Source organism: Acinetobacter sp. V116_7, from assembly GCF_056735735.1.
The window spans coordinates 204,119-230,859 of the sequence record NZ_JBWZIF010000028.1 but is presented as its reverse complement, the minus strand read 5'-3'; the positions used below and the strand labels follow the sequence as shown (position 1 = coordinate 230,859).

Genomic DNA, 26,741 nt, shown 5'->3' with positions numbered 1-26,741 from the left:
CTAAAAAATAACAATTAATAGAACATCGTTCTGCACAGTAGAACTACAAGGATGCATGTATGAATCTTTTTGTTTCCCTAAAAGAGTTACACACTAAAGATGGAAATTTGTTTGATAGAGATATCTCATCGAGTCGAATTTTTATTGCTGATTATAGAAATGGAATCATGCCATTAGAAAATTTTGGTAAGCCAATGTTTTTTCAACACTAATTTCTACTTAAAGTTTATTTCTTAAGTAAATCAAGGATTGATTTATGTTAGTCTTTTTAAGTTACAGCATGATCGCTGTATTTATGTATGCGGTAATGTCGAAACGCTTATCCGCACTTACAGCTTTAGTACTTATTCCAGTAATTTTTGCTCTTCTGACTGGTCATGTCACAGACATGAGTAGCATGATGATTGATGGGATTAAGCTACTTGCTCCCACTGGCATCATGATTACCTTTGCAATTTTATATTTTTGCATGATGACAGATGCTGGTCTCTTTAATCCGCTCATTCAATTCATCATTAAAATTGTTAAAGGCGATCCGCTAAAGATTGTTGTGGGCACAGGTATTCTTGGAATTTGTGTCGGGTTAGATGGTGATGGCGCAACGACTTATATTATTGTCGCAACAGCATTATTGCCTTTGTACAAAAAAGTTGGAATCCGACCACAAGTCATGGCAACTGTTCTATTGCTTTCAATTGGGGTAATGAATATTTTACCTTGGGCTGGCCCATTTTCTAGAGCTGCGAGCGCACTTAAAGTCGATCCGACTGGACTCTTTTTACAAATGTTGCCAGTGATGTGTGCTGGTCTTATTTGGGTGATATTTGTCGCTTTTTATCTTGGTTTAAAAGAAAGAAAGCGCTTAGGTATTCATGAAATTACACCAGATGACGACCTTATACATGAAGAACCAAATAAGAAAAGTTGGAAATCATGGTTTAACCTGATACTTACTATTCTTCTCATTTTTTCAATGATTAAAGGTTATTTACCTTTAGCTCCTCTGTTCATTTTGGCATTCTGTATCGGTTTAGTGGTTAACTTCCCTGAATTATCTGAACAGAAAAAATTAGTCGCAAAATATGCCGATAGTGTTTTAGCAGTGTCTTCTCTGATCTTTGCTGCTGGTATTTTTGTAGGAATCATGACAGGTACAGGCATGATTGAAGCTATTGCTCAGCATCTCATTTCAGTTATTCCTGAAACGTCTGGATCTTATCTGTCATCGATTACTGCTTTTATTAGCATGCCATTTACCTACATTTTGACGAATGATGCTTTCTATTTTGGAATTTTACCTATTCTTGCTGAAACAGCTTCACATTATGGTATTAGTGCGAATGAAATGGCTATCGCAAGTTTAATCGGACAACCTATTCATTTGTTAAGTCCAATGGTCGCGTCAACTTATCTATTATGTTCTTTAACCAATGTAGATTATGGTGAAAATCAAAAGGCATCCATACTCTGGTGTACTGGAACCTGCCTAGTGATGTATGTTGCAGCTCTAGTTATCGGACTTATATAAATCAATAAAAGTGCTTTCAATATTTGAAGGCACTTTTATATTCTTCTATGTTTTATCTCACTGCATACTGACATTCACTAAAAAATCTATTTCATCTTTTAAATTACAGCTATACTTATTCATTCCTAAAACACTTAAATTTAATTGAGTTTTTATATTTTTGTATGACGAAATCAACACAAGATCCTGATAGCCAAATGGATAAGCAAAATTCAGGTGTAGCTGCCGTAGATAGAGCATTACTTATTTTAGATGCTTTTGATATAGATAGTCCTGTCTTATCTCTCGCAGAAATTTCACGCCGTACAAAGCTATATAAAAGTACTATTCTTAGATTACTGAGTTCATTAGAACGTCATGGTTATGTCGTCAGAAATGAAGATGGTCAATTTTCTTTAGGTATAACTCCTTTAAAACTATCAAGAATTTATCAAAATTCTTTTAAGCTTAAAGATGTTCTTTACCCTGTATTAGAAAGAATCACCAAAGAAACAGGTGAAACTTCTTCATTTTATATTTTAGATAACGATAAGCGCGTGGTTTTATTTCGCATTGAACCAGCTCGATCTGTAAAAGTTTCAATCTCTGAAGGAGATACTTTTCCAGTGAATGTTGGAGCTTCAGGTAAAATTCTTCGTGCATTTTCTCAAAATGAAGTAGATAAAAATCTACAACAAATCCAAAATCAATTTTGGGCAAGCTCCTTTGGGGAACGAGATCCAGAGACTTCTTCGTTATCTGTACCTGTATTTAGCAATGGTAGACAGTTACAAGGGGCACTTACCATTTCAGGTCCTTCTGAACGTTTAACACAAGAAAAAATTACCGAAAATATTTCGCTTTTACTTGAATGCAGTATCCAAGTATCGAAGTATTTAGGAGGAGAAATTAGTCCCCTTATAGAGCTGATTAAATAATGTAAAGTAGCAAAAATTTACTACCTTCATAAAATATAGGGATTAAATATTACATTTATTTTTATCTAAAATTCTCCTGATTACAGTACGAGTAACAGAAAACTCTTTAGCTAAGTAATAAATACTTTTTCCCTTTTTATAATTTTCAATCACTTGGCTCTTTTGAGCCTCAGAAAGCTTTTCAGGACGACCCACTCTCTTGACGCTTCTATTTATTTCAAAAAAATTATGGTGAACCCCTAATTTTTTTTCAAAATCAGTACAAAGCTTCAAAAAGTGTATAAAAACAGTTTTCAAATCACCGTTAATTTCATTTTTTGAATAATCCATACAAACCAAATGAACTTTCTTCTGTTCAATTTTACTAATTATGTTCAGGATCTCCTCAAAAGAATTACCTAAACAGTCTATCCCCTTAACGATTAAACTATCACCTTCCTCTAAAGCATAATTAACTAGATTTGAAAACTTATCTCGATAAGAAATAGATTTTTCAACTAGGACTTCTTCAACAATTAATCTATTTTTTTGAATATGATAGCCACTTCCACCAAACATAGACATATATTTATGAAGATCCATTTTTTCATCAGGATTTATCCTAACATAAGCAAATATACGCATTTTAAAAATTTCACATTGACATTTTTAATTAAAAGTATAATTGCAACAGTTTAGATATTGGATGCCAATTAAACTAATTTCAATAACCATATTAGATTAAAAGACTAATAAATTAAAAGAAATTAGTTTTATATACCACATATAACAAAATGAATAGTTTTATCAAATTTTCAAATTTATTTACATAATAAAGCTAAATTGGAAGACATGTTGTTTGCTTAACACTCCTCAACGGAATCTCTGTAACAACATTTTGTATCCCTTTGATTTTTGTAAGTGTTTCCATTTGAAACCTTTGATAGTCCTCTAAATCTTTAGCAATAACTCGTAAAAGGTAGTCATACGTACCCGCCATTAGATGACACTCTAGTACTTCTGGTGCTTGCTCCATTTCTTTTGCAAAATTTTCAATAGTCACTTTATCTTGACGCTCAAGCGTGATCCGGACAAATGCTGTAAATTTTAAATCTACTGCTGCTGGATTTACTAATGCAACATAACCTGTAATGACTGATTGTTCTTCTAAAAGGTGAACGCGACGTAAACAAGGGGTTGCAGAAAGCCCCACTTGCTGTGCAACCTCACTATTTGTTTGATTCGAATTTTTCTGAATTATTCTCAGAATTTTTTTATCCACCAAATCAACCATAATTAATCCAAAAAACTAAGTTATAAAAAAATATTAAATAATATAACCAATTTTACCAAAAATAAAAGTTAAAAAAACATCCAATATCTAAAGCCCAGTTACTATAATTTGAAATTATAGTTCCGCCAGTCTTCCACTAGATCCTTTTTCGGAGTTACTACATGCTTGATCTCTCTCTTTTACCTTTTATCGCAACATCTCTTTTGATCATTCTTACTCCGGGTCAAGATATGGTTCTCGTTATGTCACGGTCTTTATCTAATGGCACTCGAGTAGGAATAACAACAGCTGCTGGTATCAGTTCAGGATTATTACTACACACCATATTAGCAATGTTAGGAGTCGGTACCCTCCTACAAGCCTCTGAATGGCTTTTTATAATATTAAAACTTGTTGGAGCTATTTATTTAATCTATTTAGGTTTTAAACTTTTCCGATCTACAGACGATCTAATATTAGTTAACAACGATCGTGCCCCAGACTCATCATTTAAAATCTTTTTACAAGGTGCTTTTTCTAATATTTCCAACCCTAAAATTATGCTTTTTTACTTTGCCTTCCTTCCTCAATTCGTTCATCCAAACTCAACTAATCCTATGTTATCTCTATTTATATTAGGCGCAACTTTCGCTGGTATAACTTTTTTAGTTAAAGGCCCCATCGCTTTACTTTCTGGAATGTTAGCGAACAGAATCCGAAATAATCCTTACTTTTTAATGTATATGTATAAAGTCTCTGGTACCGTTCTTTTTATACTCGGTATTAAACTTGCTTTGGAGCATAAATAATTTTCTTCCTAGATTAGCATTAATATTTATATCAACTCTTACAGACTTGAATTTTGTAAAACTAAAAACTCATATAAAAACCAAAAACTTTATTTATATCAATAATATGCAATTATGCATAAAAGCACCAAACTAGAGGTTGAATGAGATAAATTATTTAATTTCTAGTTCTTTCAATTTTTCGATAGCTTCGTCACTGCCTCTTTTAGCTGCTTTACCATACCACTCGATCGCCTTGCTCATGTTCTTATCTGTTCCAATTCCATATTCATAACATCTAGCTAATTCATATTGACCAATTCCATACTCTAACAATGCAGCCTTCCGATAATATTCAAATGCCAGTTTTTCATCTTTTTTAACACTGATTCCTTCTTCGTAAAACGTTCCCAAATAATAAAAAGCCATGAAATCATTTTGTGCAGCAGCGCTCTTATACCAAAAGAATGCCTTATCTAGATTTTTATCAACGCCTTCTCCATTTTGATACATTAGTCCCAAATTTATTTGAGCTGACACATCACCTTGAAGTGCTGCTTGTTTAAACCATTTAAAAGCATTTGTATCGCTTTTTTCTGTACCTAAACCATCTCGATACATCAATGCTAAATTATATTGTGCTTGTAATTCTCCGTTATTCGCAGCTTTAAGGTTCCACTTAAAAGCTTCGGAATAGTCTTGGACAACCCCAGTTCCTGTTTGATACATATATGCAATTCGAGCATCTGCTAATGGACTTCCTTGTTTTGCAGCCACTAAAAATAGTTCTAAAGCTTTAGCGTAATCTCGCTCTTTACCATTAATCCCTTCAAAATAATCTTTGCCCTCATCTAGAAGTACATCAATTGATGAATCAGCCAATACCTCATTTTTTACAAGCATTAATAAAAAGATAATGAATATAAATTTCTTTAAAATCATTTAACTTCCTTCTTTTTATCTCAATATTTTATAGTTAATAAAATTATATTGAGTTACTTGTCACAAACAACAATAAAAACTAAATAACCCAACCATATAAAAGTTGCTAGAAGAAATAGAAAGCCTAACAAAATAATTTTTTTCAAAATGCTCATAAGAACCCTAAATCATTAAACACCTAACTTAGTAAAAACAAGTACCACCTATTGTTTCCAAAATTACCTTCAAACAAGCCATTTGTAGCTGCTACATTTAATTGTTACTTTGGTCGTGCATTGTTTCGTAAGATTGCGCTCTTAATTGCTCTTCGTTTGTACCGAAGTATTTTTTTCTCAACTCCTCAACAGACTGTTGCTTAGTTTCATTGCTCATGCCAGTTTTTAAAATCTGATCTCTCTCATTTAAATAACTATTTACTTGTTGACCCCATACAGCTTCTTCTTGATCAACTTTTTCCAACCGTTTTGCAGCTTCTGTCCCTAACAAATTTTCACGCATATTTCTAATATCTTCAGATGTTCCACCTTTTCCCTTAATTTCTTGAGTAAGTTGCTGCAATTCTTGAAATTGCATGGCAGTTTTTACTCCTGATCCTAAACTTTCTGGAAGTTTGTCAATTAATTGCGATATTTGGCTCGCTTTTTGTTCCGTACTTAAAGACTTATCTGCGTAAATTCGCATCTGCTCGATGTTAAATTGATTTAGATTTCTTTCATTACCAAACAAAGCATTTATCTCTTCAGGCTTGAAAAACTTTTGCTGAAAACTATTGATCTGATTTACTAACCGTTGATACGCATTAAAATCATTGGCTGTAAAATTGCTTTCTGGTGTTAGATTTTTTAAAGCATGATTGTACGCCACGTATTGGTCTAATAAATATATTGCATATTTAGCAGCCTCAGCTGGCAAGTTTGCGGTTAAATATTGACGAATATTAGATACAAGCTCATTTTCACTTTTTTCACCTAAACTTGAAAAAAAGTAATCAAAACAACTTCGTATTCCAACTGTTAAAATTAATTTTCCTTGTTTATCAACTTGAATTGGACAATCAATTTCCGTGCCCTGTAGTGAAGCTGATAGTTGAGGTGCATTTTTATTTTGACTAGCATTTGCTTGACTGTATTTAGATTCAGTATAAGAGTCTGATTTATTGCTACTCGAATTTGTTGAAGTTTGATGATCTGGTTTAAAAAACCAATAGATTAAGCCCAAACACATCACAATAAAAACTATGAATAATACTTTACGCTTCAAGACCGTTATCTCGCATTTTTACTTTTTTAATTCAAAATAATTTTATAAAGGAGCCATAAGCTCCTTTAATATTTAACCTATAGTCCTAAATTTTTAAGACGATTGGCTTGTAAACGGTATGGTGTGACAGGATTTTGTAAGAAACCAACTAAACCAAGCGTCTGGTTAACTTCATCGAGATGATTAAAAGCATAATTATCACGAATGACTGTACCAAGATGATTTGAACATCTAGAGACTAAGCCATCACTTTGACTCGGTATAAGTAAAGATAAAGCCAATAATCCTGAGTCAAAAGGATCTAATATGTTAGTGGCAGGACTTGTTCCGCCCCAAGAATAGTAACGAACACCCTTAACAAGTTCATCACCAGAACCACACTCGGTAACTGGCACACCAGCAGAAAAGCGTTTATTAAAATCGGCTGCTCCAGCTGTAGTTAAAGAGTTTAAGCCAGCAATACTGTTTTGGTCATAATAATGACCTGAACCAACACCCACTAGAGAAAAAAAGACGTTAACTGCTGTACCAAGTGCTGGTTCTAATATTGGGCCTACAGATGATTTGGTTAAATTATAAACGATATCAGCAACAGGTGAACCTTTGTTAGGGCCGCCTACAGAGGTTGCTGAAGCAACCTTATTAGGCATTAACCCAGCAACATAACGAACAGATTGACTACCATGGCTATGGCCAATTAAGTTAACTTTTTCTGCACCTGTAATTGCTAAAATTTGTTTAACTTGTAGAAGTAATTGCTCACCACGCACCTCAGAAGAGTTAAAAGAAGCTTGTTGAGCCACATAAACATTAGCGCCATTAGCCACCAAATCTTCAGTAATACCATTCCAGTATTGTAAAGGGCCAACCGCAGAAAAACCTGCCATTCCATGAGCCAATACAATAGGATACTTGGTTTGTGCATAACTTGATTTTACGGAAGTACTGCCTCCTTGTGTACATGAATCTACGTTACAATTTAGCCAAGAAGACTTGCTAGTACTTGAGTCGCTAAAAGCTGCATTTACCACAGCTCCACTGTTAATAACTAAACTGAATGTAAGAATTACAGCATTCCTATATTTCTTTTTCATCCTAAGCTCCAAGCTTTTCATTTTTTTTAAATTGATGTCCCTACACTCTTAAATATTCAATTTCCTTATACTTAAGAGTTAAAAAAAATATACTGAGCTTTTTAATTATTTAATATAGAACTGCCCAAACATTACGTGCCAAAACAGCACATTAGGCGACAAAAAATTGGGAAATGGCTAAAAATCGGATGAATGTATGTTTTCAAATTGATAGTAATGTCTTATTTTTTCATCAAATACAGGCTAAAAATGGATTTTCTGCAAAAAATGAGTATTCCTAGACATAGTACCGAGCACTTTATTTTAGGTTCATATGTTCATTTACTTTCACAATTTGTGCAAAAGTGGAATATTAATCCAGATGAAATCTTCCTCAATACAAGTGTTGATTTAGAACGATTAAATGATTTGGATTATAAGGTTAATATTTCTGACTTTAAAACCATTATTAGAAATTGCATTGCCTTAACTCAAGAACCCGGTCTTGGTTTTTATGCTGCCAAAGAGTTAAAAATTACCTCGCATGGCTTATTAGGATTAACTGCTGTTATATCTAATGATGTCAAGGATGCTCTGGAAACCATCAATAAATTTGTAAAAATACAGTGTACTTTTATAAACTTAGATTTATATGTAGAAAAAGATTTAAGTTATTATGAAATCACTTATGAAGATGGAACACTAGACTGGAATAACCCTTTGGATGTGGCAGCTTATGAGTTTTGTTTTGGATTTTTTTTAGTTGGATTTGTATCTTTAGCTCGAATTTTCTTTCCTTCGTTTAAACCTACCATTAATTTAGAATGCGAATGTCCTCAATATTTCACACATTTTCACGAGCTTTTAAGCTCCACATTTGAAAAAGTGAACTATAATCAAAGAAATACCTGCCTTATAACCTCTAGCCATATTCTAAATAATCCACTTATTATGGCCGACCCTTTAACATCGAAAAAGTTACAAGTCATTTGTGAAAATGAATTAAATAAAATATCAAAATTTCAGGAAATTCAATTCCGTGTAAAAAATGCACTATATGATGATTTAAATGGCCTATTGAACCTTGAGCAAGTTGCTAAAAAATTGAATTTGACTAAACGCACTTTGCAAAGAATGCTTAAAGAAAAAGGATATAATTTTCAAAAATTATATAAAGAAGTACGCGAGGAAAAATTAGTTAAATTTCTAAAAAACCAAGTACTAAGCAGAGAGGAAATAGCAAAAAAACTAGGTTATTCGAATACCTCAACTTTTAATCGAGCACGAAAAAAAAAGATTGAATAAAAAAGGTTGAGATAAGCTATATAGCTGAATATTTTACGATTAATTGATTAAAATAAATCTTAAATTAACTATAGGATTTTTCGATCTAAAATTATTTTCAAAAAATAAGGAATTGATGAAGAGTTAAGTAAATATGGGTTAAAATCAACATTGTAATATCGCTGAAAGAAATCTTTTATTCTTAAATTAACAGGAGCAAATCTCATACTCCAATTTTTAAACAATCGGTGCTCTAAAGATTCCAAAAAAATTATTTTGCAGTTTTGATGTCTCACATCTCTCAAAATTGATTTATAGAATAATGATTTAACTAGTTCTTTCTCGCCCTCAATATATTGCAAGAAGTATCCGTTACCATAGTAAAGTACACCTGTAATATTATTACGTGAGTTAAATCTTACTGATTCAGTCAAAATATCATTTAAATCTTTTTTAATTTGACTATGTTCACTCCTAGTTTTACTTATATACATTAAGCATATTAAACTCATAATGTTATCTCGCAGATAGCTTTAAACAAACTCTATAATTTAATAAGACAATTTTAAATTATAAAACCATCTAAAAGTCTTGTATTTCAAAAATATATTTTTTAATTTTTGACTAATCCTAGAATCTGTTTAATGCTTTTAAATTAATTTCTAAAAAAAATCATTTAAAAATTTTTAAGAACAATCCCAAGCATTAAACAGTGTAAGGGGGTTCCTTCAGTTTGCTCAACCAATTTTCATAAATAAAGTATCATTCATGAAATAGAGTTGAAGTTGCCAGTCAAGCGTAATTAGAGGTATTCAGGTAAATAAAGGCTACAAAGATCCAAGTCTATAAAAAGTAATAGACCATCTCAAGTTACGTCTGATAAGATCGCTCTAAACTGACTATTCATTACTTATACGCAGTAAAGTCGCCGATGCATCTAGCACGATTTTCTTAGGATAATTTTCCCAAGTAACGCCTAGCTCTGGTGTATTTGGATTGCCAGTTTTAGCAAATGCTGCCAAGCTTGCAATCATCGCATCTGACAATGCTTCACGACCTGCTTGATTAGCCTTACTATAAGCAAAAGAAAATATATTTGTGTTGAAGTTTCCAAATACAAAAGGTAAATCTAATGAGTGAGTTGCGCCGTAAACCTTATCAAATGGAGCAGGAGCCTCATCCCAATCAAAGCGGTAGTACCAGACTTTGTCAGGTTGTTGCAAAACTAGTGAATCAAGTGGAGGTTTGACAGCAGCAATAAACATAGATTGTGTCACAAATGTAGACAAGGCATTCCAACCTGAATTCTCTGCTGAAACTGGTAGATAGTGATGACTAATAAAATCAGCCTCAGTTAGTAAACTTGGCGAGTCAGGGTCAAAATGAAACTCCATACTAAACCGATCAAAGTCGTTTGGCTTCAGACCATCTATGCCAGTTTTCGAAATAGTACCAAATAATTTTGAGAACGTTGTACCTTCATCCTTTGTATTTCCAGCAATTACAGGGACCTTCTGATACCTTCCTTCCGCAAGTGCTGCTAGAGAGTCTACGGGTATAACATTGCCATCTTCAATAGGCGCAGGTGCATCACCCAGTTGGGGATTATCTATAACTACATTGAGTAAATCATCTGCCGAGATGTGACGTAAATATGCGGCAATCTCTTTGCTAGACTTTGCATTAAGCCAAGCCTTCGCAGCATTTATATCCTTCGCCTTTCCATCAGCAACCACTATAGCCCTTAACAAATCCTCTGAATAAGTTTGAGCCTTAGCACGAGAGGAATTAAGTAAACCTCCGCTCAAAGGCATTGCTTTATGAAACAACCCAACAGATAATGGTGAAATAAGTAGATTCCATACATTTACTGCACCAGCAGACTGGCCGATTAGCGTGACGTTGTTCGGGTCTCCTCCAAACTCTGCAATATTATTTTTAACGAATTTTAATGCATGAAGTTGATCAAGTAGTCCGAAGTTACCCGAATCCGTGAGTGCATCTCCTGTCTTTAATTGTGGTAAGTCAAGCCAACCTAAAATACCCAATCGATAATTAATCGTGACAACAACAGCATTTGCCTTTTTCGCTAGCACTTGTCCATCATAGATAGGATCTGCAGAGTAACCTGAAACATTACTTCCGCCATGTATAAAGACAATAACCGGAAGCAGACCTTTTGCCTCGGATGGACTCCATATGTTTAGTGTTAGACAGTCTTCATTACCAACAGGTTTATTAAAACACTCTCTTACTCTTAAACCATATTGTTCATTATTTGGTGCAGGACTATAATATCTTCCAGCTTGTGCGCATGACTGCCCAAACTGTTGTGTAGCGAGTATATCTGTCCATGGAACAGGATCAATAGGCGGCATCCATCTCAGTGAATCAACTGGGGGCTGCGCATAGGGAATACCGAGCCATGCATAAACACCAGTTGTGGTACTATAATCAATGCCATTAACCACACCAAAATTTGTTACCCGCATAGTTAATGGATCAGTAGTTTGAATATCCGATGTCATACTTTTCTCTCCATTATGAAAATTTATTTGGCTCATCACAGACACGTTATACAAACGGAACCAGTCAGACTATTGACATTCAGCCCCTGCGACAAGACACTAATATGACATAAGAGATACACTATAAAAATGATTCATCTGGCCAAATATCATGATTTCATCGGACAATTCCACACACCAGAACCCTGTACTACATGAAGAAGAAAATAGAGATCTCGCGTATCGTAAGATTCAGAATAAATCTAGAGAGAAGTTAACCGAACAACCTTTAGGTGAAGAATATTTTGAAGAGGGAATTAAACCAAATGTATATACATCTTTAAATATGCTACTTCGCCCTTCCGTTTTTGCATTAGATACCTTATCTTCAATCAATTTGGCTGAAAAACGCTTTTCACCAGCTAAACTAGCAGTTATGTTAGAGATTACATCTAGAGCAGGTATTGATTCATACAAAATACTTGAAGGCACAGATATAAATCCTCTAGATATCGCTGATCCATTTATTCAAACATCCTCGCTGCAATTTCTGACTGCGGCACGTAATGCTGTTCATCTCTATCCTCATCCAAACCTGGGCTTAGAGATAGGTAAAGAGCTTCATGTAACCGGTTATGGCATGTATGGATACGCGTTACTTTGTTCTGAAAGTATGAAAAAAATGTTTGATAATGCTATTAAATTTCATCGTCTAGCCAATGGAATGCTTGATGTATACTGGGTGGAGCATGATGGTTTGGCAACTTGGGTGTTTCCGTCATTAGATGAGCTTCTTTTGCCACAAATAAGCGAAACCCTTTATCTTTTTTTAATTGATCTTCAATTTGCTGTAACTATTACTATCATTCGAGACGTGATGGGTCCTTGGTGTTTGCCAGTACAAGCTACATTGATGCAGTGCAAGTCGCCACGTATAGATGCTATATCGCAAATTTTAGAATGTCCTCTCACTTTCAACAGCTCTAAGAATACAGTAAGTTACCCTGCAGAATGGCTTTCACGAATACCACAACTCGCTAATCCAATAACAGCAGCACAGGTTTCCGCACAATGTGCTCGTTTGCTTGAAGATTTTCGCCAATCAGAAGGAATTTCTCGGCAAGTCTACCAAGAACTCACGCGTGTACCAGGATATTTTCCTAATATAGAACAGTTAGCAGGAAGTATGAATATTACTTCACGATCCTTACGCCGTAAACTAGAAGCTGAAGGTTCATCATATAGTCAATTGCTAACTAACGTACGGAAGGCCCTCGCGATTGACTATCTTCAAACAACGATGTTAAACACTGTAGATATCGCGCATGCACTAGGTTTCAGTGATGCAGTAGCATTCCGACATGCATTTAAACGCTGGACAGGAAAAAGTCCCATCGACTTCCGGCGTGACCGACTTGCTAAACGTATTATTAAATAAGTAAATAATAATAGTTGTTCCTACTCAATATATCCGATTGGCTTTGATCTATTTAATAGTATTTTCATCGATTCTCTTAAGTGAGGAACTAGTATTCAACACCTCTTTTTATTTGAATCCAACGCTACAATTGAAGAAGAAACCGTATTAATAATTTGAGTCATTGCTTCACTTGAAGCACTTACAATTGCATCCATTTTTTTTGCTTTTTGATCAATCGGCTGCTGAAAAGCAATTCGACAATTTAACTGAGATCCTGCATTCGTGATGACTTTTGCATTGTTTGACTCTAATTGACTAGGCGGTATTTGACGCTTCACCACCCAAGACACTGCAATATTAATATAGCTTTTATCTACAATATCAAAATGAGAAAAGTCTGTAGAAACTCGATATAAAGGCTGATTATTTCCAGCAAGCCCGCTGCTATAACTGTCAATTGCCCCTAATTTTTGTTGTAAACCCGCCGACAAGGTATCGCGTAATTGCGTGCCCATGGTTGATGTCCAGCGCTCATTATTTAACACCGTAGACTTGCCACTACTGTCTTGGAGCACCAAAGGCGCACGGTCCAATCGGTCAGGCAGTCCAACTGGTAGAACTTCAATGACTCGAATACTCGAGCTAACTGCCGGAGTGATTTTAGGGGAAATCGTATAATAGTTTGGCGTTGGTGAACTCGAACATGCCGTCATGGCAACAGCCGTTAAAAACAGGCCGCTCCCAAGCAGCCATTTGGCTGCTTTAGGATGTTGAAAAGATAGAGTGTTTTTATTTTTCATCATCGGCCTCTGGTGTCTTACCACGAATAATTGATTCAGGATGTTGCTCAATATAATCTGCCATTAACTGTAGTGAAGCTGCAGCACGTGTCATTTGCTGCAATGCTTTGCGTACGTCTTGTTGTAACGGCGCGTCGCTCGACAAAATAGACTCGGACGATCTTACAGTTTTACGAACATCGTCTAAAGTTGCTTGTAAACCAGGGGCAACTTTTCCATCTAACTGTTTAATCAGTTTGTCGGTAGAGGCAATCGCAGTGTTCATATTATTGAGCGTTTTACGCACATCTTGCCCAATCTCAACTAACGGGAATTTCGTTAACTTATCAGCAATCTGAGAAACTTGAGCTTGTAGGCCACTCAGTTCAGTTGGTGTAGTCGGAATCACCACACTGTCATTACTCAAAATTTGTAATGTCGCTGGTTTAGCTTTAGGGAACTTATCTAATGCAATGTAATTTTGACCCGTGAGAAGGTTACCTGTTCTCATTTGAGCACGCCATCCATGCTCAATAAAGTCCTTGAAGATTCTGTTATTTCGTTCATGGGTTTGATCATTCTCAACGCGTGACGGATAGATGACTGCCTCAACACGCATACGAATCTGTTTATAGTGGTCATAAAACTCTGCATTAATTGATTTAACATTACCAATTTCAATACCCATGAAATCAATTGGCGCTCCAACAGAAAGCCCACGTAATGAATGATCAAAGTACATAATCACACCACGAGGTTGCCCGTCCGGCTCTTTTAATGCCTCAGTTTTTGAGTCCCACAGATTAAAGCGACTATGATTTGCCGCTGTGGTAGCACGCGAACTTTCAGGAATTCCAAAAGCAATACCGCCTGCGACAATACTTGCCAAAGATTGAGTATCTAATTTAAATCCTGAAGCATTCAAGCTCACATCAATGCCACTCGCCTGCCAAAAACGTGCATCGGTAGTGACAAACTTGTCATACGGCGCACGAATAAAAGTTTGTAGCTCTACAGTTTTACCATCATTAGATAATTTATAGGCTGTAATTTGGCCCACATTAATTCGACGATAATAAATTGGAGAACCGACATCTAAAGACCCCAAATCATCTGCATTTAAGAAAAATTCTTTGCCCGGTACATCGGAAGTAATCACTGGTGGTACCTCTAAGCCAGTAAATTCAAACTTATCCTCTTCTGATTTACCGCCATCGACTTCAATGTATGAACCTGACAATAAAGTGTCTATTCCTGAAACTCCACTCGTCCCAATACGCGGTCGCACGACCCAAAACCGTGAATCTTTTGCGGCAAAGTTACTCGCATCTTTACGCAAATCAATTCTGGCAATCACGTGTGAACGATCATCTGAAAGATCAATCTGCCGTACTACACCAATATCGACCTGTTTATAACGGACCGTTGTTTTACCCGCGACCAATCCCTCAGCCGTCCTAAAAGATACGTCAATGGTCGGGCCGTGAGACAAGAGCGCTTTTATCGCTAATGAAAGCGCGATTAAAAGAGCAACCAATGGAATGAGCCAAATTAAAAGAGGCTTCCACCGACTTTTCTTTTCTTGGGGCTCTGGTAAATCATTCATGCTATCCAGTTCAACATCTGGATCACGACGATCTGAGTTATCAGGGGTTATTTCATTTTCAGACATACTCATTGTTCTTTTATTGACTGGGATTAATGGAATCATTATTCAACGGCGGGTGTTCAGCCTGAATAATCTTGGTTTTGTTTGAGGCAAAAGTAGAAGGTTTATTTGTATTTTGAGATGCGTAGAAGTTATCCCAAATAAGTCGTGGGTCAAAACTTAAAGATGCAAACATGGTTAACACTACAACTGCACCAAAAGCGATCGAACCCGGCCCTGCTAAAATCGTAGCAAGTGATTGAATCTGAATGAGCGCTGTTAAAAGTGCCACCACAAATACGTCAATCATTGACCAACGGCCAATAAACTCGACAACTCGATATAATTTAACGCATTGCTCAGGTAAAAATTTCCATGCTGAAGATTTTTGAAGATATACCGCCACCAATAAAAAATACAAAATCAGTAGCTTTAGCATGGGAATAAAAATACTGGCCATAAAAATGACCACTGAAACCAGATAGTCTCCACTTTGCCAAAAGTAAATGACCCCACTCATGATGGTATCTTGCTGGCTACCCAACAGTGAGTCTGTCACCGTCATTGGAAGTACATTGGCGGGAATATAGAGAATGGTCGCAGCCACCACTAAGGCAAAAGTTCGATTTAAACTCGCTGGCTTACGTGAATGCAGCACGCTATTACAACGAATACAACGTAACACCTGATGGCTTTGGTTGAGTCGTCTCTTTTCATTTTGAGCAGAATTTACGACGCCACAGCAGTGACACACAATTAATGAGAGATCTTTGGCTCTTGGGTATTGCTTAAGCACTGACCCTTGCTGCGAGCTTTGTGCTTGGGTCACATTTTTTATCGTTTTCATGGCAGTGACCTATCAATTTCGTTCCATATATCACTCACCTTTATGGAAGTAATATAGACCAACAATACACTTAAAATCGCAAATGCCCATAACGCAATCTCGGGAATGACCAACACCATTCCTATTAACTTCACAAGCGTAACTAAAATCCCGATTAAGAACACCTCAACCATTCCCCACACTCTCATAAAATAAAGTGTACGTAAGGCAAACACTAAAAATGTGGGTCTTTTCTTCAATACGCTTACTGTGCCCAACACATAGGAAAGTAATAAAAGATAGGTAAGCGGTACAATAAAGGTAGTGATTAAAATAAGAATGCCAACAAAGGCCCGATCATAATGAAACATCACCCAGACTGCCCCAAGTAAGGTCGTTTCAGATGTATTTCCTTGTAATTCAATTTTTACAATCGGAAAGCTATTGGCAATAACAAATACGATTAATGCCGTTAAGATCAAAGCCAACAGTGTCAAAAAAGGTTTGGTGTGCCGATAGAGTTCAGCACCGCAGCATACGCAATAAGCTCTTTTTCCATAAGCAAGCGAGGTTCTACGATAGACAGTATCGCACTCCTCACAACCTGCTAATTCTTGTAACTGCATAAATAACCTTTGTTTCTTTTAATCTACATTTATTTTTAAATAAATTTTTATTTAAAAATATTTATCAGTTAAGATTTTATAAATTTAAAAGTGAATAAAAAATGAAATTGAGTTTATTTATTCATAGCAAAGGAATACTCAATAATAAATTTCAAGTATTCATTTGCACAAAACAAACTCTGTATCGTTAAGAAATCGTATTAACGTTGAAACGAAATTCCTGTTATGGGCCCTGAAAAGGAGTGTACAATTTCAAACTCACCTCCATCCATGGAAACTACACGCACTGTTCCACTAAGATCAGATACATAAGCTTTACGCTTAATCTTATCAAGGGCAAGGCCAATTCCTTCCTTTAATCCCCTAGCAATAATTTGATGATTTTTTAGTCCTGATGGAGTAATATCAGCACGATTTAAAGAATTCCCACCCTCTTTATCTAGACCGCGATCAGTCCAGTAAATCTGCATATTTTGCTCATCAATTTCTAAATCAATTGGCTCAGGAAGCTCATCCAAAAGTAGTTCTAAATCGTTTCGATTTGTAGCAGATTGTCCGTCTGGAATTTCAAGACCCATTCTAAATATTCGGCCTTGACCTCCGTCTGGCGAACCTTTTTGTGTCCAATACAAATATTTATTTTCTAAATCTAATGCGATCCCAACACAATGTTTAGTTTCATCACTAGCATCTGTTGGCCACTGACCAGAACGATAAAGTACTTTTAATTCATCACCAGTTAAAGAACTTCTATATATAGCCATTCCTTCGCGATCACACCAATACAAATATCCCCCCTTTGGATCAGACTGAAGTTGCTTAGGTGTAACAATAGTTCCATTACCAATATGTTTTATATAATTTTTCCCTTTGAAACTACAACTATTAATAGAGCCATCAGCAAGATTAGACACTTCTCCTGAGCCTGATAAAATACCCATATTTGTCCAATAAATTGTCCGATTATTTTTTAAAACTTGAATTCCATCAGGAACTCCAGAATCAATATCTAAAATTTTTTCCGTTAAACCCGTTTTTAAATTTAAAGAATAAATACTAGGTGGTTCAACTTGTAATACAAAGAGTTTATTTTCAATAATTTCAGAGGATGATAAGATTCTATTTAACCAGCGCTCAATATCTAAATGTACTTGATCCTTACATGGTTCATTTAAAATCTCATGACGTTGTCCTGGATAAAAAACATATGAAAGAGAATTAATACCATAGCTCATATATCTCGTAATTAGTTGTTGAACCGAATTCGTCTTCTCCCCTACTGGGTCATCCTTCCCACAGATAATTAATATTGGCAAATCTTTAGGGATTTGAGATTCAGACAATTTATTCCACAATCCATACAACCCGTTTACTATTGAATACGTCATGACATTTGAAAAGGGTTGACCACATAAAGGATCATTCAAAAACTCTTGAATTTCATTATCATCCTGAGTTTGCCATTCACATCCTGTTATTACTTCTTTATTAAAAATGAAGGGTCCATTAAAAGATGCCAGTATTTCACCCATAAATTCACATGGTTTGTAAGCATCGGGTCCCTTAGCAAGTGAGTATAACTGTTCAAGTAAAATTTTTACTTCATCTTCACTCTTTCCAGGAAAGTAACCAAATGTTCCACATAAAATAGCTCCTGACAAAATTTCACCATGGTTTTGTATATGTGACTGTATTAAACCAGACCCCATACTATGACCAAATGCGTATAACGGCAGATCGGGATACTCATCCTTTGCAATATCAGCAAGTTGCTTAATATCTGCGGTCATTTTATCCCAAGTATCAATATCACCTTGACCTAGTTTTTCTAGACCTGCTGTTAAACCATGTCCACGAAGATCTAATGCATATACTACACAACCGTGAGAGGCAAGAAATTTTCCAAAACGCTCGTAGCGACCACTATGCTCACAAATACCATGTGTTAAGTGAATTAAAGATTTAATCTTTGTCTTGTCTGACGGTGACCATTTTCGAGCAAAGATTAATGCGTTATCTACTTTCGATGTAAACGTAAATGTTTCTGAACATAGTTCAAGCGATTTCATACAATTTCCCATTCTTAAAATTAAAGAGCGAAGAAATAAAACAGTATTTTTCATATTTGATATTGGAAGAAACTGTTAATAATTCTTAAATTGCTCACTTTAGTTAATCTAATATCTGTTTGTTCATATGAATAAATTACTGATAGTCATTGTAAAAACCACGTCCAGTTTTCACACCTAGCCAACCTTTAGAAATATATTCTTTTAATAGTGTACGCACTTCTTCTGGAAGACCGGGACGAAGCTCAGCATAGTGCTCTTCAATTGCAAGAACAACATCAAGCCCAACTTCATCCATGTTCCTGAAAGGCCCCTGTGTTGCACCAATAACCAGCTTAAAAATATCGTCTACTTCAGACGGAGTAGAAACTCCTTGCGCAACTACATATAAAGATTCCCGTTTTATTGCAGCCCATACACGATTAAAAATTAAGCCCACACTATCTTCCCGAACATGGAAAGGCTGAAGACCAAACATAGGGAAAACTTCTATAAGTTTCTGGATTAAATTTGGACTTGTTTTTCCACAAGACATTAATTCAACGGCCGTTACACGAGGGGGCATATAAAAATGTGCGCTTAAAACTCTCTCTGGTCTAGAAACTTTATCAATCAACTGGCTGCTTGGAAAAGAAGATGAGTTGCTTGCAATAATGGCTTCTGAATCGGAGATTTCATCAAGTTCATGAAGCACTTTTCTTTTAAGCTCAATTGACTCTGGTACAGCTTCAATGATTAACCATGCACCTGCTACAGCCTCTGTCATTGAAGAAGTAATAACTGCCTTACCAACCCTACCATCATTTGTCTTTTGCACCTGAGACTGAATATTTTCTTCTACAAACGAAACACCTTCACTAAGAACTGTTTCATTAGGATCATATAACCTTACTTCCCCGCCTCTCGTAGCAAGCATTAACGCAATACGTCGCCCTAATGTTCCTGCTCCTATAACAGCCATAGGTTTATTAATAAGATGATTTGGATCGGTAATACTCATTAGATTTTCCTTTTTACCATTACAGTTTTCTTTAGATAAGAAGACTCGACATATTTCAAAAATATTCTATACGTAGAAAATCTACACAATGTAGGTTACATGGTGTAGGTTTGGCTGGCAATAAAATAATTGTAAAAATAGTTATAAAGATTTAATTACAAGATTTTTAAGAATTTTTTTTGTTATTTTAAAATTTATTTAAAGAATTGATAGTTCACTCATTCCACCTTTAATGAATGAAACGTTATAAGATATTATTTTATCTTTAGGAATATTATAGTTTTCTAGCCACCAACTTCCTAGTTGTATACCTACAGCTGAGATAAGATGACAAAAAGCATTTAACTTTACTTCATCTGCATTCGGGTAATGTTGAATAATTAAATCAATAACATGTTTAACCGTATCCTTTTGAAGATCTTTTAATGCTTTTCCTAATTCATTACTATTAGATGTTATAGAACCTACAAAAAACGTTTCCCAACGCTTCGGATTTTTTTCAATAATGTCAAAATATAATGAACTCATTTTAAAAATGACTTCATTAAATGAAATTTTTTCGTTAAATATTTCAAATACTTTTCTTTCATACTCAATACGGGCTCTCTTGACGCAAGCTAAATAAACTTTGTCTTTAGAACCAAAATAATCGTAAATCATGGGCCTACTCACTCCAGCTTCTTTACGAATACTTTCGATCGTAGTTTCCTCATACCCAAACTCAATAAATTGTTTTTCAGCAATATCAAGGATTTGCTTTTCTCTAACTGATTTAGGAACACGACCATGCTTATAGGTTTCAATCATCATTCTTAATTAATAAACGAAAACCATACTTTATATCATGAAATTTTTATTGATGAAATTATTTATTAAGAATATATTCTTTAATAAAATAAAATGACTCACTATTTGCTGTTTTCAAATTTAAAAAATTAACACAAATAGTTTACAAAACATTATTTATAATAATTTCTCAGCTATTTTAACTAATATAATTAAAGTAGATTTAGACATTATTATTGGATACAAATTAAATCAAAAAACAATACTGGATAAGATCCTTTTGTAAAATCGCTTAACAGCCTTCCTTTTAATTATAAATATATTTAAGAATCCTAAACAACAAGTAAAGTATTATGAGTTAAAACAAAATATAAAATTTTAAATTCTTATTATTAGAAAACTTAATTTAATGGAAATTATTTTTTTAATAAAGCAACTACCTATTATTTCTCAAAGCTATTTTCTTAAACAAGCCTTTTATAATAAATTGCTGTACCGTCATAATTTCCATTTGAACTTAATGCAAAATTTGGAATGATACCCACACGAACAAATCCAATTTTGCTATATAAAAGTTCGGATACATCGCCTTCACGTGTATCTAAAACAAGTAAGCGCAGACCTTTTTCTCTTGAAAAATTTTCTAGTTCATTCATTAGTAATGTTGCTATTCCTTGTTTTCTTTCAGATGTAAGCACCATGAGTTTTTCAACTTCGGCTCTATGAACTCCGTTCTTTTTACTTACTAAGGATAATTGAACACTACCGACAACCTTTCCTTGTTGAATGGCAATCCATAGACGGCTATTACCTTGTGCTAATTTATGGTTGACCTCACGCCAATAATTTAAGACCTCGTTCTTTTCTACAGGAACTAAGAAACCTATTGAAGCTCCACTATTGATAGAATCTTCTAACAATAGTGATAAGCCTTCTTCATAATCAGCAATTTCATTTATTTCTAAAATTTCAATATCTTTCATATTTTTTCTCAAATATTTCAACTTAACCTTTTAGTAAATGCATATGCGGCGCAAAAATTATCAGCTTCACCACCAGAGCATATGTTTTTAGATCTTTACTAGAATACGTTGAATTAGCGATAGCGGTCCTCTGATATCTTCTATCAATAAATGCTCTTTTGATTGGTTACATTTCATGGCCAAAGCAAATCCATGTAAATAATCAACCAGTAAATTTAAACTCTGCGTCTCGATTTGATCACCTAAGTTTAGATCAGAAATAATTTTTAGATATCGACTTCGAAAAACTGTGGCAGGACCTGTCGATGTCATTCCTAATAACGTTTCTAACAAACCTGGATATTGTTTCAATAAGATTAGATAACTAAAACAAAGTTGCTCAAGCTCACCTTCCCAACCACCTCTATTTGATGGACTATATACTTCATTGACTAAAGATATAGTTACAGCTTCAAGTAAGTCCTCTTTATTTTTAAAATAATAATACATAGCCATCGCATCTACCTGAAGAGCTAAAGCCAATTGCCTAATACTTGGTGTTTTACCGTCCTCTAACATAAGAGCTTTGGCAGTAGTTATGATCACATCTTTATCTAAACTATCTTTACCTCTGATTGGACGACCTCTTTTTTTATCCTTGACATCCATTCTAAATCCTCACTAAAATAAATTCTACATTGTAGAATTTATTTTATTCGTTTTCACCTAGTTTGCCAATAGACAATAGAACAAGGAAAAATTCATGAGTAATATCGTATACATAGCAACAAGCTTAGATGGCTATATCGCAGACAAAAACCATCAACTTGATTGGTTGCATGAGGCAGCACCATCAGGTCAATCAGATTTTGGTTTTTCAGAGTTTTTGCAAAGAATTGATGCAATTATTATGGGGAGAAATACATTAGAGACCATTTTAGGTTTTGGTTGTGAGTGGCCTTATCAAAAACCTGTCTTTATTTTAAGTAATACCCTAACAGATGTTCCTTCTACTCTACAGGGCAAAGTTTTTCTTGAAAAAGGTAAGCTGCAAGATATAGTTGGCCGCTTAAATAAAAATGGATATAACAATCTCTATATTGATGGTGGCATCACAATTCAAAGCTTTCTGAAAGAGGACATGATCGATGAAATGATCATTTCGACAATACCGACTTTACTTGGCGGTGGCATACATTTGTTCAGTGATTTAAAAAATCCTTTAAAGTTTAAATATTTAAAAAGTGAAATTTATCTTGATACAATTGTTAAAAATTATTATGTACGTGAGTAAATAGCTAAAACAACTAATTATTGATCTGGGATACGGCGCCACAAACACGACTCAGCTACAGTTCTAAAGGTAAAGTTAATACGCTGACTGCCAAGTAATATGTGAGCGAAATCACCCCATCCCCCTTAAAAACACCTCAACCACTCTCCCATCAACTTCACCCAAACTTAAACGCTGAATAACGGCGCCTTCGATTAAATATAAAAATAGTTTGGCGTCGGTAAAGGAATTATCGGCGTTAAGTGCTCTAAGCAGGCTATATATTTCGTTGGTGAGCCATGTTCTATATCGCACGGCGGTTTGATAGGCTTTTGGATGGGGCAGTTTTATTTCAAAAATAGCTTTAAATAACAGGTAATACAGCCCGTCTAGGTCTGTGTGTAAAAGATAAAGTTTCTTGAGTTTATCCATTGCACTTGTGTCTTGGTTAGATTCAACCACTGAAACCACTTTTTCTTTTAATCGTTCTTTTTGCACAATCAAACAGATTTCTATCAACCGTTCTTTAGAGTGAAAGTAGTTATAAAAAGTTGCTTTGGGTACTTCACACTCTTTCACAAGTCTGTCGATGCCGACCAGATGAAATCCGTTGTAGTGAAATAACTGAATTGCTTTATCTACGACTTTTAATGCACGTGTTGGGAGAACTAAATGTGGCATATTTTTACCGTTATAAAATTATTGTTGTATATAAATGAGATATAAAAGCCGCTGTCTTTTGGGAGAAAAAAGGCATAGCAAAGCCATAAAGACTGTGCACAGCACATCTCAAGGTTTAATTGTCTAAGTTTTAAGTAATAACGAGCTAAAGCCTGAAAAAGCCTTACGGCGATCAAGCTGCGTTAATGGTTTTAAGCTGTGTTGTTATAGCTTTTGGCAAAGGTTGCCAAGAAATGATGTATGTACAAAGCCAACTCCTTATATAGGGAGTTCTGCCAAGGCATTAGAATTATGGTGGCAGAACGAAAGGGGTTCGCAGACTGGCTTCAAGACCCAGCACACCCGAAGGTGTCCCCCTCCGTTCCGCCATAGAGGGGGCACGAGGGTATACACACTAAAAGAATAATCTTTTAATGCTCTTGAAGAACGGTCTGCGACAACCGACTGGCAATGTAGGCCAGCCCGCAAATGGTAATCTTCAATATTTAAGGTGTCAATGTGAAATTGGCTAGAAATTATTTAAATAGTTATTATTTTTCATTTAATTAGATAATTAAGGAAATTCTTAAGTAATATTTATCATCCACTTTTATATCATTAAGTTAAAGTTCAAAATCATTAAAACTAAACGTCTAGTTTGGCTTGAATTTTGAGCATCTATTTTCTTTTATGAGTTTATAAAAGCAAGTAAAAGATAATCTGCACTATTTAAAGGATCTACAATCATCTCCTATATATTAACAACGCAATTAATAAAATTTTAAAATTAATGGATTTTATTCTCACAGTACTAATATTTATAAATATTTCTATCTAAATAATTATTATGTATAAAATATCTATTATTTTTAATGATTAATATTTATTATAACACCACCCAATTAAAACCTATTAAAAATCACTTTTAAGTTAAAATATTAATAAAACTTAATAATATAACCACAAATTAAACCAGACTAAAATATAATATTTACATCAATAATATTAATTACTTACAATATATATCAAATAATAAAGTTATTTCTATTTAGTGCTTTAATTATCAATATTGGTCATATTTTAATTAAAAATTATCTTTCTTTTTAAAAAATAAAAACCTTCCCACACCTAAAAACAATATAGTGAAAAAATCCCAATAAAAAACAATTTGTATCAAAAACAATTTAATTTTGAATAACTACGATATTAAAAACTCAACTCAAATGGTATTTTAATAAAGACAAAACACAAGCCTAAGGCATATAAATAAATCATACTTTAAATGTTTTATAACCAATGGTATTTAAAATACCAGACAAAGCATCCAGCGCGATTACTTTTATAAACAATGAAATAAAGCGATTGGATAAAACATAATTTAAGAGGATTTAATCATGTCAACTTCATCCAACACTGTTGTTATTACTGATGATACTGGGCTATTAACCAATATCACATATATTGATGGTTCTGTTGTATATACAGACGGCGAAACCTGTGAACCGCCACCCTCCATTACCAAAAAAGGAAATGTTTGGACGATTACTTTAGACTGTAACCGTAGCGGCTCTTCGCAGGTTGCTAATAGTTATGTTGAACTATTACAAAAAGGTAGTCACATGTTTGCTGATAGTCAAAGTAGTGGCGACACCCCTAGCAAGCTTAACTTTTACTTTGGCGTTAATTTGCAAACTTCGTCGGCTTCTATTCCCGTATATCTCGCTCAAGGTCACTATGTTGGACATAACAACTGGTGGTTTGGTAGCCTAGCCGTAACCAATATTGGTGGAAATAAACCTGTTCTATTAATCAATGGTACAAACGTCGCTTTAACTGGCGGTAATAGCTCATTCACTTTATCAAATATTTAAAGCTTATGAATTCATTTAAAAATGAGCAGTCTCATTTCGGGGCTGCTTTTTATATATGCCTAATTTAAGTATTCAGTATAAACTTGTATATAAGCGACTAATCTCCCCAATTAGGCCGTGTCATATACTTAAAGTGATAAGAGCAAAAAATGACGCAAAATAAAGTTGAACTCGCAGAGAAATTGTCAAAAGAATCTCATCAAGGTCAAAAGTATGGTCCTTATGATTACTTTGATTACCATATTAAAGGTGTGGTCAATTCATTAATTGAGCACCGATTTTCACAAGTCTATATTGTTACAGCCCTTCTACACGATAGCGTTGAAGACACACCTCTTACGCTAGACAAAATCGAAAGTTTATTTGGAAAAGAAGTCCGTGATGCCGTTGATGGATTAACTAAACGAGAAAGTGAAACACGCGAAGAATATTTAATTCGTTGTAGTTCGAATCCGATCGCTCGAGTCGTGAAACTTCATGATGCAGCCTTTAATGCGCATAACTCACATAAGGACAATAATCACTCACGTGTAGATTATTACCTTCAAACCATGTTAATTGTTTCAACGGCGCAAGATATGTTGGAATGAAAAGACAACGAAATAAATCCGTTGCCTTTTTATTTTTAAGATTGTGCAAATGCCCAAATGTCTTTTGAGGCAACTGTGTCAGATACGAGTCTAAAACTCATAGGTTCTAAATCTTCATCTACCACAACATAGCCTTTCGAGTTATTTTTTAGCGCATCACACTTGTTATCGGTCAGTTGATAGCTTGCTGTATTGGCTAATGCACTTTCAGTAATAACACCTGTAAACACACAATTTGGGGCTTTCGAGACAATCTTACCTTGTGCATTCACCTCGGCATTTACCGTTGTTCCATCTGGAAAAGATAAATCGTAGGTACCGACCAATTGATTCAGTGTAATTTTCTGATCATCAATTTTTTCATAATGCGCCAATTCAACGGTCATTGATTGATTAGACTGGTTGCTCTGCCAAGCTTTGGTTTTTGCGTCATAGCTCATCACAATCTTGGCACGGTTTTCGTCATCATCTAAAACCAATAATTTAGAACCATCTGCGCCAGAATAATATTTACCTGCCATTGGTAACTCTTCATCAGTTTCGGTACTAATAATATAAGTACCGACGTCTAAGCTCGGAGCTAAGGCAGGTTTTTCAGTCGAGACTTGGTCATCATGATCATTGTCATTACAAGCCGCCAAGCCAAGCCCAAGGAGTAAAACCAACAAACAACGTTTCAT

26 protein-coding genes and 1 pseudogene are annotated in these 26,741 nt (G+C 34.8%); 9 read left to right on the top strand and 18 right to left on the bottom strand.

What is annotated here, in order from left to right; all coding sequences use genetic code 11:
* Window positions 1-59 precede the first annotated feature (59 nt).
* From AC1PJP_RS15100 to AC1PJP_RS15090, 3 genes and pseudogenes are all read left to right on the top strand, one after another.
* Entirely contained in the window at window positions 60-212 is a 153-nt protein-coding gene (locus AC1PJP_RS15100) for a hypothetical protein (protein ID WP_171499140.1), read from the top strand.
* 44 nt (window positions 213-256) lie between these two features.
* Window positions 257-1,528, top strand: a complete 1,272-nt coding sequence (locus AC1PJP_RS15095) for a CitMHS family transporter (RefSeq protein ID WP_479767506.1) — start codon at window positions 257-259, stop codon at window positions 1,526-1,528.
* Window positions 1,529-1,692: 164 nt separating this feature from the next.
* Window positions 1,693-2,455 (top strand): annotated as a pseudogene (locus tag AC1PJP_RS15090) (IclR family transcriptional regulator).
* A gap of 32 nt (window positions 2,456-2,487) precedes the next feature.
* Here AC1PJP_RS15090 and AC1PJP_RS15085 read toward each other — a convergent pair.
* Together AC1PJP_RS15085 and AC1PJP_RS15080 are read right to left on the bottom strand one after the other, a co-directional pair.
* Window positions 2,488-3,069, bottom strand: a complete 582-nt coding sequence (locus tag AC1PJP_RS15085; RefSeq protein WP_479767504.1) for a recombinase family protein — start codon at window positions 3,067-3,069, stop codon at window positions 2,488-2,490.
* A gap of 193 nt (window positions 3,070-3,262) precedes the next feature.
* Window positions 3,263-3,718, bottom strand: a complete 456-nt coding sequence (locus AC1PJP_RS15080; protein WP_416657868.1) for an Lrp/AsnC family transcriptional regulator — start codon at window positions 3,716-3,718, stop codon at window positions 3,263-3,265.
* A 161-nt stretch (window positions 3,719-3,879) separates the two neighbouring features.
* Here AC1PJP_RS15080 and AC1PJP_RS15075 point away from each other — a divergent pair, with 161 nt between their 5' ends.
* A complete protein-coding gene (locus tag AC1PJP_RS15075; RefSeq protein ID WP_416657869.1) occupies window positions 3,880-4,506 on the top strand; it encodes a LysE family translocator in 627 nt (208 codons plus the stop codon).
* Window positions 4,507-4,659: 153 nt separating this feature from the next.
* Here the strand turns inward: AC1PJP_RS15075 and AC1PJP_RS15070 are convergent, their stop codons facing one another.
* From AC1PJP_RS15070 to AC1PJP_RS15060, 3 genes are all read right to left on the bottom strand, one after another.
* A complete protein-coding gene (locus tag AC1PJP_RS15070; RefSeq protein WP_479767501.1) occupies window positions 4,660-5,427 on the bottom strand; it encodes a tetratricopeptide repeat protein in 768 nt (255 codons plus the stop codon).
* Window positions 5,428-5,679: 252 nt separating this feature from the next.
* Window positions 5,680-6,651, bottom strand: a complete 972-nt coding sequence (locus AC1PJP_RS15065) for a lipase secretion chaperone (protein WP_479768239.1) — start codon at window positions 6,649-6,651, stop codon at window positions 5,680-5,682.
* A gap of 113 nt (window positions 6,652-6,764) precedes the next feature.
* A complete protein-coding gene (locus tag AC1PJP_RS15060; protein ID WP_130625454.1) occupies window positions 6,765-7,781 on the bottom strand; it encodes a lipase family alpha/beta hydrolase in 1,017 nt (338 codons plus the stop codon).
* A gap of 249 nt (window positions 7,782-8,030) precedes the next feature.
* Between AC1PJP_RS15060 and AC1PJP_RS15055 the strand changes: the two genes are divergently transcribed.
* The gene (locus tag AC1PJP_RS15055) at window positions 8,031-9,065 is read left to right on the top strand and encodes an AraC family transcriptional regulator ligand-binding domain-containing protein (RefSeq protein ID WP_130625453.1); all 1,035 of its coding nucleotides are present in this window, start codon (window positions 8,031-8,033) and stop codon (window positions 9,063-9,065) included.
* 68 nt (window positions 9,066-9,133) lie between these two features.
* Here AC1PJP_RS15055 and AC1PJP_RS15050 read toward each other — a convergent pair whose 3' ends face one another.
* Complete coding sequence (locus tag AC1PJP_RS15050; RefSeq protein WP_130625452.1) at window positions 9,134-9,556, bottom strand: BLUF domain-containing protein; 423 nt, start codon at window positions 9,554-9,556, stop codon at window positions 9,134-9,136.
* A 387-nt stretch (window positions 9,557-9,943) separates the two neighbouring features.
* Complete coding sequence (locus AC1PJP_RS15045; protein WP_165395660.1) at window positions 9,944-11,572, bottom strand: carboxylesterase/lipase family protein; 1,629 nt, start codon at window positions 11,570-11,572, stop codon at window positions 9,944-9,946.
* A 151-nt stretch (window positions 11,573-11,723) separates the two neighbouring features.
* Here AC1PJP_RS15045 and AC1PJP_RS15040 point away from each other — a divergent pair, with 151 nt between their 5' ends.
* A complete protein-coding gene (locus AC1PJP_RS15040) occupies window positions 11,724-12,989 on the top strand; it encodes an AraC family transcriptional regulator (RefSeq protein WP_213074274.1) in 1,266 nt (421 codons plus the stop codon).
* A 95-nt stretch (window positions 12,990-13,084) separates the two neighbouring features.
* Here AC1PJP_RS15040 and AC1PJP_RS15035 read toward each other — a convergent pair whose 3' ends face one another.
* The 9 genes from AC1PJP_RS15035 to AC1PJP_RS14995 form a co-directional block, all read right to left on the bottom strand.
* A complete protein-coding gene (locus AC1PJP_RS15035; RefSeq protein WP_479767498.1) occupies window positions 13,085-13,771 on the bottom strand; it encodes a PqiC family protein in 687 nt (228 codons plus the stop codon).
* Window positions 13,761-15,428: a PqiB family protein gene (locus tag AC1PJP_RS15030; RefSeq protein WP_479768237.1), complete on the bottom strand. Its 1,668-nt coding sequence runs from the start codon at window positions 15,426-15,428 to the stop codon at window positions 13,761-13,763. The genes AC1PJP_RS15035 and AC1PJP_RS15030 overlap by 11 nt, the downstream gene beginning before the upstream one ends.
* Before the next feature lie 7 nt (window positions 15,429-15,435).
* On the bottom strand, window positions 15,436-16,245 hold the full coding sequence (locus AC1PJP_RS15025) for a paraquat-inducible protein A (RefSeq protein ID WP_479767496.1): 810 nt from the start codon (window positions 16,243-16,245) through the stop codon (window positions 15,436-15,438).
* The gene (locus AC1PJP_RS15020) at window positions 16,242-16,850 is read right to left on the bottom strand and encodes a paraquat-inducible protein A (RefSeq protein ID WP_151750266.1); all 609 of its coding nucleotides are present in this window, start codon (window positions 16,848-16,850) and stop codon (window positions 16,242-16,244) included. Before AC1PJP_RS15020 ends, AC1PJP_RS15025 begins: the two co-directional genes overlap by 4 nt.
* 200 nt (window positions 16,851-17,050) lie before the next feature.
* Window positions 17,051-18,919 (bottom strand): alpha/beta hydrolase, encoded by a 1,869-nt coding sequence (locus tag AC1PJP_RS15015; RefSeq protein ID WP_165395669.1) that lies wholly within the window; start codon window positions 18,917-18,919, stop codon window positions 17,051-17,053.
* 136 nt (window positions 18,920-19,055) lie between these two features.
* The gene (locus AC1PJP_RS15010; protein ID WP_213074303.1) at window positions 19,056-19,880 is read right to left on the bottom strand and encodes a 3-hydroxyacyl-CoA dehydrogenase family protein; all 825 of its coding nucleotides are present in this window, start codon (window positions 19,878-19,880) and stop codon (window positions 19,056-19,058) included.
* A 237-nt stretch (window positions 19,881-20,117) separates the two neighbouring features.
* Window positions 20,118-20,729: a TetR/AcrR family transcriptional regulator gene (locus tag AC1PJP_RS15005; RefSeq protein WP_130625872.1), complete on the bottom strand. Its 612-nt coding sequence runs from the start codon at window positions 20,727-20,729 to the stop codon at window positions 20,118-20,120.
* 440 nt (window positions 20,730-21,169) lie between these two features.
* Window positions 21,170-21,688 (bottom strand): GNAT family N-acetyltransferase, encoded by a 519-nt coding sequence (locus AC1PJP_RS15000; protein ID WP_479767493.1) that lies wholly within the window; start codon window positions 21,686-21,688, stop codon window positions 21,170-21,172.
* Window positions 21,689-21,775: 87 nt separating this feature from the next.
* Window positions 21,776-22,336, bottom strand: coding sequence for a TetR/AcrR family transcriptional regulator (locus AC1PJP_RS14995; RefSeq protein WP_005305439.1), 561 nt, complete (start codon window positions 22,334-22,336; stop codon window positions 21,776-21,778).
* A 94-nt stretch (window positions 22,337-22,430) separates the two neighbouring features.
* Between AC1PJP_RS14995 and AC1PJP_RS14990 the strand changes: the two genes are divergently transcribed.
* Entirely contained in the window at window positions 22,431-22,961 is a 531-nt protein-coding gene (locus tag AC1PJP_RS14990; protein WP_199943111.1) for a dihydrofolate reductase family protein, read from the top strand.
* A gap of 111 nt (window positions 22,962-23,072) precedes the next feature.
* On the opposite strand, the gene AC1PJP_RS14985 is transcribed toward AC1PJP_RS14990, so the two are convergent.
* On the bottom strand, window positions 23,073-23,621 hold the full coding sequence (locus AC1PJP_RS14985; protein WP_479767491.1) for a TetR/AcrR family transcriptional regulator: 549 nt from the start codon (window positions 23,619-23,621) through the stop codon (window positions 23,073-23,075).
* Between the two features lie 1,373 nt (window positions 23,622-24,994).
* On the opposite strand from AC1PJP_RS14985, the gene AC1PJP_RS14980 reads away from it, so the two are divergent.
* Window positions 24,995-25,471 (top strand): hypothetical protein, encoded by a 477-nt coding sequence (locus AC1PJP_RS14980; RefSeq protein ID WP_199988332.1) that lies wholly within the window; start codon window positions 24,995-24,997, stop codon window positions 25,469-25,471.
* Window positions 25,472-25,620: 149 nt separating this feature from the next.
* Window positions 25,621-26,061: an HD domain-containing protein gene (locus AC1PJP_RS14975; protein WP_479767490.1), complete on the top strand. Its 441-nt coding sequence runs from the start codon at window positions 25,621-25,623 to the stop codon at window positions 26,059-26,061.
* 35 nt (window positions 26,062-26,096) lie between these two features.
* On the opposite strand, the gene AC1PJP_RS14970 is transcribed toward AC1PJP_RS14975, so the two are convergent.
* Window positions 26,097-26,741 carry a hypothetical protein gene (locus tag AC1PJP_RS14970; RefSeq protein WP_479767488.1) on the bottom strand — a complete coding sequence of 215 codons (645 nt, stop codon included), beginning with the start codon at window positions 26,739-26,741 and terminating at the stop codon, window positions 26,097-26,099.

What these genes read in the sequence shown, in the direction of transcription:
- AC1PJP_RS15100 (WP_171499140.1), top strand. Translation starts at nt 60, where the DNA reads ATGAATCTTTTTGTTTCCCTAAAAGAGTTACACACTAAAGATGGAAAT.
- AC1PJP_RS15095 (WP_479767506.1), top strand. Translation starts at nt 257, where the DNA reads ATGTTAGTCTTTTTAAGTTACAGCATGATCGCTGTATTTATGTATGCG.
- AC1PJP_RS15085 (WP_479767504.1), bottom strand. Translation starts at nt 3,069, where the DNA reads ATGCGTATATTTGCTTATGTTAGGATAAATCCTGATGAAAAAATGGAT.
- AC1PJP_RS15080 (WP_416657868.1), bottom strand. Translation starts at nt 3,718, where the DNA reads ATGGTTGATTTGGTGGATAAAAAAATTCTGAGAATAATTCAGAAAAAT.
- AC1PJP_RS15075 (WP_416657869.1), top strand. Translation starts at nt 3,880, where the DNA reads ATGCTTGATCTCTCTCTTTTACCTTTTATCGCAACATCTCTTTTGATC.
- AC1PJP_RS15070 (WP_479767501.1), bottom strand. Translation starts at nt 5,427, where the DNA reads ATGATTTTAAAGAAATTTATATTCATTATCTTTTTATTAATGCTTGTA.
- AC1PJP_RS15065 (WP_479768239.1), bottom strand. Translation starts at nt 6,651, where the DNA reads ATGTGTTTGGGCTTAATCTATTGGTTTTTTAAACCAGATCATCAAACT.
- AC1PJP_RS15060 (WP_130625454.1), bottom strand. Translation starts at nt 7,781, where the DNA reads ATGAAAAAGAAATATAGGAATGCTGTAATTCTTACATTCAGTTTAGTT.
- AC1PJP_RS15055 (WP_130625453.1), top strand. Translation starts at nt 8,031, where the DNA reads ATGGATTTTCTGCAAAAAATGAGTATTCCTAGACATAGTACCGAGCAC.
- AC1PJP_RS15050 (WP_130625452.1), bottom strand. Translation starts at nt 9,556, where the DNA reads ATGAGTTTAATATGCTTAATGTATATAAGTAAAACTAGGAGTGAACAT.
- AC1PJP_RS15045 (WP_165395660.1), bottom strand. Translation starts at nt 11,572, where the DNA reads ATGACATCGGATATTCAAACTACTGATCCATTAACTATGCGGGTAACA.
- AC1PJP_RS15040 (WP_213074274.1), top strand. Translation starts at nt 11,724, where the DNA reads ATGATTTCATCGGACAATTCCACACACCAGAACCCTGTACTACATGAA.
- AC1PJP_RS15035 (WP_479767498.1), bottom strand. Translation starts at nt 13,771, where the DNA reads ATGAAAAATAAAAACACTCTATCTTTTCAACATCCTAAAGCAGCCAAA.
- AC1PJP_RS15030 (WP_479768237.1), bottom strand. Translation starts at nt 15,428, where the DNA reads ATGAGTATGTCTGAAAATGAAATAACCCCTGATAACTCAGATCGTCGT.
- AC1PJP_RS15025 (WP_479767496.1), bottom strand. Translation starts at nt 16,245, where the DNA reads ATGAAAACGATAAAAAATGTGACCCAAGCACAAAGCTCGCAGCAAGGG.
- AC1PJP_RS15020 (WP_151750266.1), bottom strand. Translation starts at nt 16,850, where the DNA reads ATGCAGTTACAAGAATTAGCAGGTTGTGAGGAGTGCGATACTGTCTAT.
- AC1PJP_RS15015 (WP_165395669.1), bottom strand. Translation starts at nt 18,919, where the DNA reads ATGAAATCGCTTGAACTATGTTCAGAAACATTTACGTTTACATCGAAA.
- AC1PJP_RS15010 (WP_213074303.1), bottom strand. Translation starts at nt 19,880, where the DNA reads ATGGCTGTTATAGGAGCAGGAACATTAGGGCGACGTATTGCGTTAATG.
- AC1PJP_RS15005 (WP_130625872.1), bottom strand. Translation starts at nt 20,729, where the DNA reads ATGATGATTGAAACCTATAAGCATGGTCGTGTTCCTAAATCAGTTAGA.
- AC1PJP_RS15000 (WP_479767493.1), bottom strand. Translation starts at nt 21,688, where the DNA reads ATGAAAGATATTGAAATTTTAGAAATAAATGAAATTGCTGATTATGAA.
- AC1PJP_RS14995 (WP_005305439.1), bottom strand. Translation starts at nt 22,336, where the DNA reads ATGGATGTCAAGGATAAAAAAAGAGGTCGTCCAATCAGAGGTAAAGAT.
- AC1PJP_RS14990 (WP_199943111.1), top strand. Translation starts at nt 22,431, where the DNA reads ATGAGTAATATCGTATACATAGCAACAAGCTTAGATGGCTATATCGCA.
- AC1PJP_RS14985 (WP_479767491.1), bottom strand. Translation starts at nt 23,621, where the DNA reads ATGCCACATTTAGTTCTCCCAACACGTGCATTAAAAGTCGTAGATAAA.
- AC1PJP_RS14980 (WP_199988332.1), top strand. Translation starts at nt 24,995, where the DNA reads ATGTCAACTTCATCCAACACTGTTGTTATTACTGATGATACTGGGCTA.
- AC1PJP_RS14975 (WP_479767490.1), top strand. Translation starts at nt 25,621, where the DNA reads ATGACGCAAAATAAAGTTGAACTCGCAGAGAAATTGTCAAAAGAATCT.
- AC1PJP_RS14970 (WP_479767488.1), bottom strand. Translation starts at nt 26,741, where the DNA reads ATGAAACGTTGTTTGTTGGTTTTACTCCTTGGGCTTGGCTTGGCGGCT.